This window comes from Paenibacillus sp. HGF5 (assembly GCF_000204455.1).
GTDB lineage: Bacteria > Bacillota > Bacilli > Paenibacillales > Paenibacillaceae > Paenibacillus_AQ > Paenibacillus_AQ lautus_A.
Genome location: NZ_AEXS01000031.1, coordinates 1 through 13,561 on the forward strand (window position 1 = coordinate 1; position 13,561 = coordinate 13,561).

General features: G+C 51.2%; 14 protein-coding genes. 1 reads left to right on the forward strand and 13 read right to left on the reverse strand.

Annotated elements, in window-relative coordinates; translation table 11 throughout:
- The 4 genes from HMPREF9412_RS05805 to HMPREF9412_RS05820 all read right to left on the reverse strand — a co-directional run.
- Positions 1 to 433 (reverse strand): ATP-binding cassette domain-containing protein (locus HMPREF9412_RS05805; RefSeq protein ID WP_009590449.1); only part of this gene is annotated, 433 nt, incomplete at its 3' end.
- Between the two features lie 5 nt (positions 434 to 438).
- Entirely contained in the window at positions 439 to 1,680 is a 1,242-nt protein-coding gene (locus HMPREF9412_RS05810) for an ROK family protein (RefSeq protein ID WP_009590452.1), read from the reverse strand.
- Positions 1,681 to 1,847: 167 nt separating this feature from the next.
- Entirely contained in the window at positions 1,848 to 2,186 is a 339-nt protein-coding gene (locus HMPREF9412_RS05815) for a four-helix bundle copper-binding protein (protein WP_009590455.1), read from the reverse strand.
- Between the two features lie 127 nt (positions 2,187 to 2,313).
- Entirely contained in the window at positions 2,314 to 3,420 is a 1,107-nt protein-coding gene (locus HMPREF9412_RS05820) for a CobW family GTP-binding protein (RefSeq protein WP_009590453.1), read from the reverse strand.
- A 109-nt stretch (positions 3,421 to 3,529) separates the two neighbouring features.
- Between HMPREF9412_RS05820 and HMPREF9412_RS05825 the strand changes: the two genes are divergently transcribed.
- Positions 3,530 to 4,048 carry a MogA/MoaB family molybdenum cofactor biosynthesis protein gene (locus HMPREF9412_RS05825; protein WP_009590456.1) on the forward strand — a complete coding sequence of 173 codons (519 nt, stop codon included), beginning with the start codon at positions 3,530 to 3,532 and terminating at the stop codon, positions 4,046 to 4,048.
- A gap of 64 nt (positions 4,049 to 4,112) precedes the next feature.
- Here HMPREF9412_RS05825 and HMPREF9412_RS05830 read toward each other — a convergent pair whose 3' ends face one another.
- From HMPREF9412_RS05830 to HMPREF9412_RS05875, 9 genes are all read right to left on the reverse strand, one after another.
- Positions 4,113 to 4,640 carry a hypothetical protein gene (locus tag HMPREF9412_RS05830; RefSeq protein ID WP_009590451.1) on the reverse strand — a complete coding sequence of 176 codons (528 nt, stop codon included), beginning with the start codon at positions 4,638 to 4,640 and terminating at the stop codon, positions 4,113 to 4,115.
- An 89-nt stretch (positions 4,641 to 4,729) separates the two neighbouring features.
- Positions 4,730 to 5,728, reverse strand: a complete 999-nt coding sequence (locus HMPREF9412_RS05835; RefSeq protein WP_009590458.1) for an NADPH:quinone oxidoreductase family protein — start codon at positions 5,726 to 5,728, stop codon at positions 4,730 to 4,732.
- A gap of 1,094 nt (positions 5,729 to 6,822) precedes the next feature.
- Entirely contained in the window at positions 6,823 to 8,277 is a 1,455-nt protein-coding gene (locus HMPREF9412_RS05845; RefSeq protein WP_009590462.1) for a nicotinate phosphoribosyltransferase, read from the reverse strand.
- Positions 8,278 to 8,334: 57 nt separating this feature from the next.
- On the reverse strand, positions 8,335 to 8,892 hold the full coding sequence (locus tag HMPREF9412_RS05850; protein WP_009590457.1) for a cysteine hydrolase family protein: 558 nt from the start codon (positions 8,890 to 8,892) through the stop codon (positions 8,335 to 8,337).
- Between the two features lie 68 nt (positions 8,893 to 8,960).
- On the reverse strand, positions 8,961 to 9,746 hold the full coding sequence (locus HMPREF9412_RS05855) for an NUDIX hydrolase (protein ID WP_009590450.1): 786 nt from the start codon (positions 9,744 to 9,746) through the stop codon (positions 8,961 to 8,963).
- Positions 9,747 to 9,907: 161 nt separating this feature from the next.
- A complete protein-coding gene (locus HMPREF9412_RS05860; RefSeq protein ID WP_009590459.1) occupies positions 9,908 to 10,357 on the reverse strand; it encodes a RicAFT regulatory complex protein RicA family protein in 450 nt (149 codons plus the stop codon).
- A gap of 100 nt (positions 10,358 to 10,457) precedes the next feature.
- Complete coding sequence (miaB, locus tag HMPREF9412_RS05865) at positions 10,458 to 12,017, reverse strand: tRNA (N6-isopentenyl adenosine(37)-C2)-methylthiotransferase MiaB (RefSeq protein ID WP_009590463.1); 1,560 nt, start codon at positions 12,015 to 12,017, stop codon at positions 10,458 to 10,460.
- Between the two features lie 302 nt (positions 12,018 to 12,319).
- Positions 12,320 to 12,892, reverse strand: coding sequence for a phosphate propanoyltransferase (gene pduL, locus HMPREF9412_RS05870; RefSeq protein ID WP_009590461.1), 573 nt, complete (start codon positions 12,890 to 12,892; stop codon positions 12,320 to 12,322).
- Between the two features lie 163 nt (positions 12,893 to 13,055).
- On the reverse strand, positions 13,056 to 13,561 hold a 506-nt coding region (locus HMPREF9412_RS05875), incomplete at its 5' end, for a dipeptidase (protein ID WP_009590454.1).

Sequence of the window (13,561 nt, forward strand, 5' to 3'; positions counted from 1 at the left end):
GCAGCAGATCGGGCTGGCTAAGCAAGGCCTGCATAATATTGACCTTCTGCAGCATCCCCTTGGAGCATAGCGTCATCTTCATGTCCTGCAGTTGAAACACATTCAGCATGGCATCGATCCGCTTCGCGGCTTCTTGTTTGTCCATGCCCTGAATGCCGGCCATGTGGCGCAAATATTCGGAAGGGCGAAACCGCAGCGCAGGAAAACGTTCCGGTACATAGCCGACGCGCAGCGATGTTCCATATTCGATCCTGGACCCTTCCGAAGGGTTAGCAAGCCCCGCGATCACATGCAGCATGGTGCTCTTGCCTGCGCCATTGCTTCCCGTTATCGCAACGCACTCAGCGCGGGAGATGCTCCAGGTGATGTTATGCAGGACGGCATACTTACCGAAACGCTTATGTACTCCGTTCAATTCCAGCAGTTCCTGCAAACACTTCAACTCCTGTTCACATATTCTGGTGTTTGTATTTCGTTCAGGTATTTTTCGAGCACGATCGTGCCGGCGCCTATGACGCCCGCATACTCTCTCAACTTGGATGGCTGAAGCACGATTTTATCGTGAAAGCTGGACAAGCTTCTGTTATATGATGTTTCTCTTACATATGTGAAGAAATCCGGGTACCGGTTCGCAAGGACTCCACCGATGATAATGGTCTCCGGGGTTAGCAGATTCATGACATTAGCCAGGGATATGCCGACATAACGAGCCGATTCGTTCAGCATATTGGCAGCCAATGGATCTCCGCCCAGACCGGCCGTGATCACATCGGTGATGTCCAATCCGTGATCATTGCCATCAAACGAGGTTTGAAGAGAACTGGCAGCTCCGCGCCGCAGCTCTTCTCCGACCCTGCGGACGATGGCCATACCGGATGCGATCGCTTCCAGGCAGCCGGTATTGCCGCAATTGCAGCGCGGACCGTCAATATCGATCGTGCAGTGACCGATCTCACCGGCTCCAAAAGGGTAGCCCTGATATATTTTCTGGTTGAAGATCAATCCGCTACCTATCCCGATATCCGCATCCACGTATACCACATGGTTGAAATGCCTGCCGTTTCCATACCATAACTCACCGAGTGCCATCACGTTAGCGTCCTTCTCGATTTGGGTCGGAAGCTCCGTATTCTCCTCGATCAGTCCCTTTAATCGTACCTGATGCAGTCCGGGAAGGTTCGGCGGAGACAGAATCTTGCCTTGGACCGGATCAAGCGGTCCAGGAGCTCCCACCCCTATGCCGATGATTTGGGACTTCAGGCCCGACTCGTCCAATACGGCTTGGATCGTGGAGATTATGACATTCACCACGCTGCCGCGATTGGCGTTATTTTCAAAGGAGGAGCGTTTCTCCATCATCGCTTTCCCCTGCAAATTAATGACTGCCGCTCTTACGAAGGAGGCGCTGATATGAACGCCAACCGTGTAAATATCACCGGGATTCAAGGAGAGGAGTTTGGGCTTCCTGCCCCGGATGGACTCGTCATAAAACCCGGCTTCAGCAATCAATCGATCCTTCATCAGCTCATCCACCAAATTGTTCACGGCGGTAAACGTCAAATTCATCTTGGCTGCGATTTCCGCTTTCGTTAAACTGCCGTAGTCGCGGAGCAGCGCGATAATGCCGATACGATTCAGGTTTTTGACATGCCGATTGTTCTTGCCAACGGAACTGTTCATCTTACAACCTCATTCTTTTTACCCATAATTGTTCTTGCCCTCTCACACCTCTATCATAGGGGAAAATTCGGAGTTAGTAAAATCCATTACTCGAACTGCAAATGAAAAGCCTGACCTCCTATTCGGAAATCAGGCCTAGTTATATCACACAATAGAAACTCGTTAGATTAAACGTGGCTCAGCATTTCGCGGCATGCTTCGGCACATTTCCGGCATGCTTCCGCACATTGTTTGCAATGCTCATGATCATGCTTCTCGCACTCTTCCGCGCAAGCCAGGCATGCCTTGATGCAGAGCTCGCAAATCTCCTTAACGTAAGGGCTTTTGCGGGACATGGCTTGAGCCGCGAACGCGCAAATATCCGCACACTCTCTGTCGAGTGTAATACAATCGCGAAGCATGGCCAGTTCGTATTCTTTCAGGCAGGATACATAGCATACATTGCAAGCGTTCATACATTGGAGACATGCTTCGATGCATTCTTTATATTTGAGTTCATTTAACATTGGATAGATCCTCCTTGTAGTTATTACGCTATGCCTTTGTATTAAACGTTCGACTGCCCTCTGAATCAAACGCGGCCAGAAAGTCCCAAGGTACAATTGCCCAGAATGATCAGGCAAAATGGTTGACTTAGGCCCCGCTTGTCTTCCCCTCCAGCTTTTCAAGCTGCTCCCTTAGCAGCGATTTCTGAAAATGCTCCCCGATAAACACCACCACATCCGGCACTTGGCCCTGGGGCGTTATCTTCATAAAATCGGATTCGCGAAACGCGTACTGGAACAAAAAACGGCTGTTCGTATCGCTGAAAGTGAGAATGCCCTTCGCCCGGTATACATCCCTTGGCAGCCCGGCTATCAATCGTTCGAACTCCACGCTGTTTACCGGATGGCTGAAGTAGTATGTGTACGACATGACATGATCATGGGAGCCATGATCATGTGTTTGGTCGTGGTTGTGGTCATGCTCATGGCTGTGGCTGTGGTCATGCTCGTGGCTGTGGCTGTGTTCATGCTCGTGGCTGTGGTTGTGGTCATGCTCAGCGCTGTTGGCTTGCTTGTTTTTGTCTCTGTGCTCATGGGCATCCCCGGCCTCTCGATGATGTACAATCGAATGCTCATTCCGATCCCCGGGATCGCTCTGCAGCAAATCTTCAACATTCAAGTCGCATCGCACCGAAGGAACAATCGAGGCATGCGGATTCCACCGCTTCACCAGCTCTCGAATCGTCTCTCTGTCCCGGTCCTCGACCAGGTCCATTTTATTAAGGACGAGCGCGGAGGCTGCGCGAATCTGCTCCTGCATCAACCGGTAGGTCTTTCCCTTCTGCTCTATGTTCAAATGCAGCAGATGCGCGGCATCCACGACAGTGATCAGTTTTTTCACGTCAATTCTCATATATAATGAGGCTTCCGCTGTCGCGTCCAGAATTTCCATCGGATTGGCGATTCCCGTCGCTTCGATAACGATGACATCCGGCCGCTCCCGCTGGATCAGCAGCGCGATTTCGGAGGATAAATCGGAACGAATGGTACAACAGATGCAGCCGCTCAGCATCTCTGCCGTCGGCACCGCTTCATCGGCTGCCAGCCCTTCAATGTTAACCTCGCCGATCTCGTTCATGACAATGGCCGGCCGCAATCCCTGCTGCTTGAAGGAGGCAATGAGGCGACTAAGCAATGTCGTTTTTCCACTGCCGAGAAAACCTGATAAAATATAAATGGGTGTTACGTGCTCCACGTTCCATACTCCTTTGCGCACATTTGTTTATTATGCTAGCGAGTGTACTACATTTCATCCGTCTACCGCAAGCGTCCCGCCATTAACTGAACAGGAGTTGTCATAACGCATGAATTCAACGCAAGAACATAAACAGCAATCCCCCGCTTCCGTGAACTGTATGGTGATTACGGTTTCGGACACGCGGACGAAGGACACGGACAAGAGCGGCAAACTGATGATCGGCTTGCTCGAAGAAGCCGGACATGCCGTCGTGGCATACAGCATTGTTCCAGACGACTACGAAACGATCCGTGAAACGGTTTATTCCGCGGCCAGCGCTTCGGAGATCGATATCGTGTTACTAACCGGCGGAACAGGCATCTCAAGCCGGGATACCACCTATGAAGCGGTCTCTTCGCTGCTGGATAAAGAACTCCCGGGATTCGGAGAGATCTTCCGCTTCCTCAGCTTCACCGAAGATATCGGGTCTGCGGCTATTCTAAGCCGCGCGATCGGCGGCACGATAAGCCACACAGCCGTTTTCTCGATGCCGGGTTCCAGCGGTGCCGTAAAACTTGCGATGAACCGTATCCTCCTGCCTGAGCTACGGCACGTCAAATATGAGCTGGATAAACACCGGTCATAACCAACTAACGCCGGGCACCATGCAAAAGGCCGGATGCATATGGGCATCCGGCCTTAGCTGTATCCTAACTGCTGGCGCGTCGTTGATGTTTGGCAAGCAGGGAGGGCGCTATTTTTTTGACCTGGTCATAATAGTTATCCGTTTTGTCGCCTGTCGACGTATAGACGATGGACGTTTCCTTGTCACTTATGATCAGATTATGCCCGCCGGCCGCATTGGCATCCCCTTCCGTTACGCCATAGATTTCCTTGAGCCCTTTTTCCCTTGCCGCTTGATTCTGATAGACGTACACGGTAATAAACTGGCTTGCATCATAATTGATCCGGTATTGATATGTGATATTGCCGACGTTGTCCTCTACATAGGTTTCGTTGGTCAACGGCATATCGGCCTGGTTGAACGTGGCCTGGAGATCCTCAAGGAATTTTCCGTTCATGCCACGACCTGATATCCGGGCCTCTCTGGAGCCTTCCTCGTAAGCCCTCATGTTATATAGGCGCATCTCGTCCCTGGCCACCTGCCTGGAGCAGCCGACCGATATGGCAAGAATGGAACAGAGCAATAACACGGTAACGATTTTGCGGTATTTCATGTTCACTCCCCCTTCCTTAGGTGTCAAAGGCTACCTTCCCTTAGAATGCCTGTGGGAGAGGAACATTATTCGATAAAAACGGCCAAATATTATAAGGCGATGACGCTTCGTCCTACCGCCCCGCCCTGCAGGATGGTATTCAGCACTTCGGGCAAATCGGTCAATCCGTATTCGCCGATTCCTTCTTGAAGCACGGATGTCGGCTTCCATTCATTCGCCAGCTTGGTCCATAACGCTCGGCGGTAGGCCATGGGGCAGTACACCGAGTCGATGCCAAGGAGATTGATTCCCCTCAGTATGAACGGAAACACCGTCGTTTCAAACGCACCGCCGCCCGTCATGCCGGAAACGGCGACGCTTCCGCCGTATTGTACGCTTTTCAGGATGGCGCCCAAATGATTACCACCGACGGGATCTACCACGGCTGCCCATTTCTCGGCGGAGATGGCCCCCTTGGAGGCTGCTGCAGCTTCTTCTCTGGAGATCACCTCATGGGCTCCCAGCTTCAAGAGCCAGTCGATCTGGCTGGATTTTCCTGTCGATGCCGTTACCCGATAACCTAACTGGCTAAGGATGGATACCGCGAAGCTGCCGACTCCCCCGGTCGCGCCCGTAACCAGAACGGAACCCTGCTCCTGCCGCAACCCATTCCGCAATAAAGCCTCGATCGATAAAGCAGCCGTAAACCCTGCGGTTCCGATGGCCATCGCATCGCGCGGAGACAAGCCCTGCGGCAGGGGAACGAGCCATTCTCCCTTAACCCGTGCATATTGGCTGAACCCGCCTTCATGGGATACCCCTAACTCATAACCGGTACAGAGGACGGAATCGCCCTCCTTGTAATCCGCATGAGCGGAATGCACGACCGTCCCTGCCAGGTCAATGCCTGGTATGAACGGATACCTGCGAACGATTTTTCCATCCGGTATGCTGGCCAGACCGTCTTTATAGTTGACCCCGCTGTAAAACACCCGCACGATAACGTCTCCTTCGGGCAGCTGATCCAAACTCACGTTCTCCACGCTGCCGCGAACCCCTTGCTCATCTTGACGAAGCACATAGGCCTGAAATTGGGTATCGTTGTACACACATATCACTCCTTGGGTTAGTTTAGGTGCTGTTAAGCAATCCGGATTTGCACTATGAATATGTCGAAGCTTTATACATGCTCCCGGAAAATAGCGGCTTCTGCGCTTTCCCGAGAAATAATCCACTTTCGTCTTTTATAATCAGAACTGTGTTATTATGGAAAAAGAATCCTTTTATAAAAAAATGATCAGCAGGAGTTGAAATCCACGTTATGACTCATTTTGATGATGGATCTCAACGTAGATCCTTCCGCTTCTCGTTCTTGCTCACTCTGGTGACGCTATTTCTGTTACCGGTCGTCCATAAACCGATAAACCAGATTTTTGAATTCCTTGGTATACATACACAATCAGGGGGCATTGCGGGCTCGTTTCTCGTTTTCTTTCTAAGCTTGGGTCTCGTTCTTACGCTGTTTAGACTAGTCTTCTGGGTTTTCCCTTTGATTACCTGGCCTGGTCTCAAAGTGTACGTACTAATCGGCCTCCTCTTCATTTTAATGACAGGGATCTACGAATACGCAAACACACACCGCTCGATCGAAGCGGCGGTATTCAAGGAGAAACACGGTTTTCTTGAAGCACCTTTCAGCATTAATCATGCTGAAATCATACAATCCGAATTAATCTCTGAGAAGGCCTATTCTTTCGTGGTGACATCTAGATCGGGACTACAATTATCCACCTATACCAAAGGATGGTTCGGATGGAAGATGTCCGCCGTATCTATATTATACCCTTCTCCCAAGAATCCCTCTTCTCCGTCCGTATTCTCGGAGACAAGCATGGATTCATCACTCGTATTTGGCCTGTATAGAAGCACAGAACCCATTCAGATTCATATAAATGGTCAGCCGGCACATACCATACCCTACCAACAACTGAGGCCGGATGTCAGTGAAGATTTGTACATATGGTATTACGAACGCCAGCCCGACATGCTAGAGAACAAGGACAAGCTTCATCTCACCGCGAGTGACGTCAACGGAAGTATAGTGGATCGACTTGACCTATAGGCCAAGTACAAAAAGACGCTCCCTTCTCCTGCCAAGCGGCAAGATTGGGGAAGCGTCTTTTTCATTGGTGTATTTTATATTCTAATCTTCATGCTGTTCCATGAACTCGGCCATCATCCGCTGTTTCACTTCCCAGACCTCTTCGCTCAGGTTCACGCGGTATATCTCCGGATTCAGCTTACGCAAATACTCGGGCCAGAACTGTCCCAGCTGTGCGTCATGATAGCTGCGGATTTCCTCCAGCTCCGGCAGTTCATACACCAATTCGCCATTCTGGAATATCGGTTCCAGCATGGACACCGCTTCAAAGTTCTTCACGTTTTTGCGCATGTAAGGATGCAGCGGATTAAACAGCTTCAGCTTACCGCTTTCCGGCGGCATCTCCTCTTCCGGGAAACAGATGTAATCGGCGATCGCTTTGCCGCTGCCCTTGGATATGATGCGGTACACGTCCTTTTTGCCGGGGGTGGATACTTTTTCAGGGTTGCCCGATATTTTGATGGTTGGTACCATCTTCCCGTCAACCTCCCGCTCCACCAGCTTGTAGACGCCTCCGAGCGCTGGCTGGTCGGCCGCCGTGATCAGCTGGGTACCGACGCCCCAAGTATCGACCTTGGCACCCTGTGCCTTGAGATCCAGAATCGTACCTTCATCCAGATCGTTGGATGCCACAATGCCTACGTAGTGAAGACCGGCCTCATCCAGCATCTTCCTTGCTTGAATCGACAGGTAAGCCAAATCCCCGCTGTCCAGACGAATGGCATTCATCCGCTTTCCTTGGGCCTCCAGCTTCTTCGCCGTTGCGATGGCATGAGGAATCCCGCTCTTTAACGTATCGAAGGTATCCACCAGCAGTGTCACTTGATCCGGCATGACCTCGGCAAAAATATCAAATGCCTCCTGCTCGCTCCGGAAGGTCTGCACCCAGGAATGCGCATGCGTGCCTTTGGTCGGAATGCCGAATTTCTCCCCGGCCAGCATATTCGAGGTAGCATGGAAGCCGGCCAGATACGCTGCACGGGCTCCCCACACGGCCGCATCCGCTTCCTGCGCGCGTCTTGTGCCAAATTCCAGCAAGGTATCGCCGCCGGCCACCTGACGGATGCGGGAGGCCTTGGTCGCGATCAAGGTCTGAAAGTTCATGAAGTTCAGGAGCGCGGTTTCGACCAGCTGCGTCTCGAAAATGGTGCCTTCCACCCGAATGAGCGGTTCGTTCGGAAATACCAGCGCTCCCTCCTTCATGGAATCAATATTCCCTTGAAACCGGAAGCGGCGAAGCTCCTCCAGAAATTCAGGCTTATACTTCTCTTCCTGTTTGGCCAGATACGCGATATCCTCATCCGAGAAACGCAAGGACTCGATATAATGCACGATCCTTTCCAGTCCGGCAAAAACGGCGTACCCGTTACCGAACGGCAGCTTGCGGAAATATCCCTCAAACACCGCACGCGTACGATGAGAGCCGTTAATCCAATGCGCATACATCATGTTGATCTGGTATTTGTCCGTATGTAGTGCTAATCCTGCTGTCAGCATCACGATCATCCTCCAGTATGACCCGGTTCATCCATGCCTCCGGGTAGTTCGAGCTGTCTATCGATTAAGAAATTCTTCGCTTCGCACAACGGCTGCCCCGAGACTGCCCTGAAAGTGGCTTAACGCCCACTTATGCCCCTCCGGGTTGAAGCTGGCAACGCCATCTTCATAGACCGTTATTTTGTATCCGTAATTATAAGCATCCACGGCGGTATGCAGCACGCAGATGTCGGTGCATACCCCCACGAGATCGACCTCGGTAATCCCTCGCTCCCGCAGCTTCTGGTTCAGATCCGTGCCGCAAAATGCGCTGTATCTTGTTTTATCCATCCAATAGATCGTATCCTTGCGATCCTCATAGACCTGCTGTAACTCGCCGTATAATTCCCGCCCCCGGGTTCCCCGGATGTTATGCGGAGGAAACAGCTTGGTTTCGGGGTGAAAAGCATCGTCCTGCTCATGCAGGTCCACGGCCATGACGACAAAATCTCCGCGATCGCTGTATAACCGGGTCAACTTTGCAATGGTCTTCTGAATGTCGATGGCGGGCTTCCCTACCGGCAGGTTACCATCCACGAAATCATTCGTGAAATCTATCACGATTAAGGCTTTCATCTGACACACTCCTCTACGACATGATTAATGTGATCGATAAAATAACAGCGGGTTGAATCATAGACCTGCTACGTATAAATCGATAGCAGCGGCGCATGATCCGTAAATCGGTACAATTGGGCCGGACGTTGGGAATATTGGTTGGAGCTTAGCGGCTTGCCGTTCTCATCCCGCGCTTCTTCCAGTATCCCCTGCCTGCTGCGGGTCGATGTGATTTTACGGATAAAGTTGGGTTCGTTGAACTCGGGCACAACCGTCTGGATGACCTGGTATAACTCGCTCAGCGTAAAATGCTCCGGCAAAAACTGCCTGGCAATCGTCGTTTGCAGCATTTGCAGCTGAATCTTGCGGTAAGCATCCATCATAATATCCCTGTGGTCAAAGGCAAGCTCCAGCTCCTCCAGAGCTTCCGCCACCGTAAACAGGCCAACCTCTTCCGCGTCATCGGCAGCCTGGCGGTGCTCCAGCATCCACTCCTCTACGAGTGCATAGAAGGCATGGCTGATAATCCAGCCCCTTGGATCACGTCCCGGCGCGCTATACACGCCCAAGTACTCCAAGTGTCCGCCGTCCACCCCGGTCTCTTCCTTCAGCTCCCGTTTGGCGGCATCGTAAATCGACTCGCTTTCACGGCAAAAACCGCCGGGTAGCGCCCACATGCCGGCACAAGGCCACGACCTGCGCCGGATCAGCATCACCTTAAGCTCCCGAATGGGCAGTGTCTTGGTAAAAGTCTTCCGTTCCCGCTTCGTCAGGGTAAACATCACGATATCGGCGGGCACACCGTCCGGTGTTCTGTATTTCTTGGCACTGCTCTTTGGCGCCTGTTCGCGATCCGTCATTTCCATCACCATAACTATTAATTTGATAATTTCATTATGACATATTTAAAAATGATGTCAAGGATTTCCTAGCCCGATCTCTATATAAGTTTACTATGCCCTATACATTCTCATTCTGTGCATGCCTTAACAAGAACAGAAAAGGTGCGGAACCATTCCGCACCTCGTTTCCTCTAACCGCAGCTGCTTGGCGGCGTATCTTTACCTGTTTCCACGTTCACTTTTTCCGAAACGGTATCGTGAATCACGGACACGACCAGCTGAAGGAGATAATTAATGTCGCTCTGACTTTGCTGGAACTCCATCACGAGCGGAATGCCGTCGATCTCCTCCTGCAGTTCTTCGATCTCGCGTTCGATTTTTGCTACCATGTCCTTGTTCTGGAACGTTTCAAAAGCCACGATTTCTTTTTGCTTTTTCTTAATGGTTTTGATCAGGTTTTGGACCCGTTCGTGATTCTGGATCTTCTCTTCCGCTTGCTTAAACATCTGAACTTCTTCGCTTGTGGATATTAAATCCGCCAGCTCGCCGGCTTTCGCCAGAATATCGTCGCGTATAATCAATTCACGCGTATTATAAGTGGACATACCGTAGGTGTTGGTACGAACATGATCATGTGCCAAGGTTCATCGCTCCAATTCTTCATCATCTATATGGGTATATGCAGGCATGGATCCATTGGGTAACGGTCTATGCTGCATTGGCATGCTTCTTGCCCCTCCATTATACCGCATCTGAGGCAGGAATCGCGTCCGGGATCATATCCCCTTTGATATACCAGGTCTTCGTATCCGTGATCCGTACATTCACAAAGCTGCCTACGAGGTCCGTCGAGCCTTCAAAATGCACCAGCTTGTTCGTGCGCGTGCGTCCGGACAGCATGGAATCATTGTTCTTGCTGACTCCTTCAACCAGCACCTCCACCGTAGATCCAAGCAGCCTGTCGTTGCTCTTGCGGCTGTATTCATTAATGGCGGCATTCAAGCGCTGCAGACGCTCGCTCTTAACCTCCATCGGCACATTATCCTCCATCACCGCTGCCGGCGTTCCTTCGCGCGGAGAATAAATAAAGGTATACGCGGAGTCATAACCTACTTCCCGTACGAGGGACAGCGTCTCCTCAAACTGCTCATCGGTTTCGCCGGGGAAACCGACAATGATGTCGGTGGTGAACGCTACATTGGGAATCGCCTTCTTAATCTTATGGGCCAGTTCCAAATAAGTCTCGCGGGTATATTTCCGGCTCATTTTCTTGAGCACTTGCGAGCTTCCCGACTGCACCGGCAGATGAATATGCTCCACCAGGTTGCCGCCCTTCGCCAGCACCTCGATCAGATGATCGTCGAAGTCCCTTGGATGGGATGTCGTGAAGCGAACGCGCGGGATATCGATTTTGTGAATATCATCCATCAGATCGCCGAAGCGATACTGGATATCTTCAAAATCTTTGCCGTACGCATTGACGTTTTGACCGAGCAGCGTAATTTCCTTATACCCTTGACGGGCCAATTCGCGAACCTCCGCAATGACGTCCTCCGGTCGCCGGCTGCGTTCCTTGCCGCGGGTGTAAGGGACGATGCAGTATGTACAGAATTTATCACAGCCGTACATAATGTTGACCCAGCCGCGGAGACCTTCCCTTTTCTTCGGAAGATTCTCGACAATGTCGCCTTCCTTGGACCACACTTCAACCACCATTTCCTTGCTGAAGAGCGCTTCCTGAATCAAGTGAGGCAGACGATGTACGTTATGCGTGCCGAAGATCAGATCCACGAAGCCATGCTTTTGGAGAATTCGATTCACGACCGATTCTTCCTGCGACATGCAGCCGCAAACCCCAAGCAGCATATCCGGCTTTTCCGTCTTCAGATGCTTCAGGTGGCCGAGTTCGCCAAACACCTTGTCCTCCGCGTTTTCACGAATGGCACATGTGTTAAGCAAAATGATGTCCGCCTGCTTGCGATCCTCGGTTGCCCGGTAGCCCATCAGCTCCAGCAATCCCTTAATCGTCTCGGAATCATGCTCATTCATCTGGCATCCGTACGTATACACGATATAATGCTTGCCAGCCCCGATGCTTCGGAACTCCTCAGGCAGCTCGGTATCGTACAAGACTTCGACACTCTGTTTGCCGCGTTGTTTTTCCTGTCTATGATTAGGCTCCGAAAGAATGTTGATTTCCCGGCCATTGATGCGAATTCTCTTCCCGTGTTCATCTTCCGAGAGAACTTTGGCTCCTGAAAAATCAAAATACTTGGAGTAGTCCTTACTTTCTTTCGACATGCTAGGTCACTCCTTAGATCCGCAAAATCTCTGGTTTACATGACAATATTGCTTAAATAGGCACTGTTTTAAATTATATCATGATCTTTATGCCTAAGCTACCACCCTGGTGCTATTAGAGCGTTCCTTGGCCGTTGATTTTCTTCTCCCATGTTCGGCAGCACGCCGCCCGTAAACTTGGAATTTCCAAAAAAGAGCCTGGCATCGATGAATCGATCCAGGCTCTTCTTGACTGCGAACTTGTAAAAGTTGCGCATGCGTGACACATACAGTAAGTTCTTATGGCTTTCTATAGCCGCGGATTAATCAATAATTTCAGCAGTGTCTCCGTTTTTGGCGCCGGCTGCGTTGGCCTCATCGGTATCGATGTGCATGTCGAGCGCAAAATTGTCGGATACGCGGGCAATGACGTTCTCCAGCACGAGGCCGCGTTCGCCGCCTAGGCGCACTTTGAGCAGGTCCTTGTCCTTAATGCCCCACTGTTCCGCATCGGATGTATGGAAGTGAATATGACGAGCGGCCACGATGACGCCTTCGTCCACCGTTACTTCACCTGCCGGGCCTTTAATCGTGATTCCCGGGGTACCGGCAATGTTTCCGGATTCGCGCACGGGTGCTTTCACGCCGATGGCAAAGGAATCCGTACGGGAAATTTCCAGCTGGGTTGCAGGACGCGCAGGTCCCAAAATTCTTACTTTATCGAATTGTCCCTTCGTTCCAATGACCGCTACCGTTTCGTTGGCCGCGAATTGTCCTGGCTGGGACAAAGGTTTGAACTCTGTAAGTTGATATCCAGGGCCGAACAATGCCTCAATATGCTCTTGGGTTAAATGAATATGGCGGGCGGATACACCCACAGGTACAGTTTTACTCATCTGTCTCACTCCTTGTTTTTCTCTATATGCTGTACATGCCATCACCTATTATACTCTCTATTACCCAAAAATAAAAAGGCAACCCGCGTGTTTCAGGCCGCCTTCTTTCGTTTCTTGAACGATCTGCAACAGGATTGTCATAGTTATCCTCGAATCCAGGATGTTATGCGTCATGTTCATCTTCTTGAACCGGCGATGAAGGCAAATGCTGTTCAAGAAAACGCAGCGGATTATCCGACATCCAGCCCTTGACCATCGATTCGGAATAAAACTTAAGCAGCAGCTCTTGAAAATCCGGATACCGGCCCGGATGCTCCAGCCCTTCGATCCATTGATCGATCCCGTCGAAATCCGACCCGAACATGATGTGCTTCTCTCCGCCCAGCTCACAAATCTTCTCGATGTGCGGCAGGACGTCCTCCGGCTTCACGCGCTCGACACCGCTGCGGATAAACCAGGGCACAAACGTGATGCCGATCATGCCGTTTAACGCTATCAGTGCGCGTATCTGTTCATCGCTCAAATTCCGGGGATGCGGGCAAATGGAGTACGCATTGGAATGCGAGGCAATGACGGGCCGCTGAGTCAGCTCCGCCAGTTCCCAGAAACCGGCCTGGGACAGATGGGACACATCCAGAATGATGCCTGTTCTATGACATTGCTCGATCA

Excerpts from the sequence above, each read along its gene's own strand:
- HMPREF9412_RS05810 (WP_009590452.1), bottom strand. The coding sequence starts at position 1,680 with ATGAACAGTTCCGTTGGCAAGAACAATCGGCATGTCAAAAACCTGAAT.
- HMPREF9412_RS05815 (WP_009590455.1), bottom strand. The coding sequence starts at position 2,186 with ATGTTAAATGAACTCAAATATAAAGAATGCATCGAAGCATGTCTCCAA.
- HMPREF9412_RS05825 (WP_009590456.1), top strand. The coding sequence starts at position 3,530 with ATGAATTCAACGCAAGAACATAAACAGCAATCCCCCGCTTCCGTGAAC.
- HMPREF9412_RS05830 (WP_009590451.1), bottom strand. The coding sequence starts at position 4,640 with ATGAAATACCGCAAAATCGTTACCGTGTTATTGCTCTGTTCCATTCTT.
- HMPREF9412_RS05845 (WP_009590462.1), bottom strand. The coding sequence starts at position 8,277 with ATGCTGACAGCAGGATTAGCACTACATACGGACAAATACCAGATCAAC.
- HMPREF9412_RS05850 (WP_009590457.1), bottom strand. The coding sequence starts at position 8,892 with ATGAAAGCCTTAATCGTGATAGATTTCACGAATGATTTCGTGGATGGT.
- HMPREF9412_RS05855 (WP_009590450.1), bottom strand. The coding sequence starts at position 9,746 with ATGGTGATGGAAATGACGGATCGCGAACAGGCGCCAAAGAGCAGTGCC.
- miaB (WP_009590463.1), bottom strand. The coding sequence starts at position 12,017 with ATGTCGAAAGAAAGTAAGGACTACTCCAAGTATTTTGATTTTTCAGGA.
- pduL (WP_009590461.1), bottom strand. The coding sequence starts at position 12,892 with ATGAGTAAAACTGTACCTGTGGGTGTATCCGCCCGCCATATTCATTTA.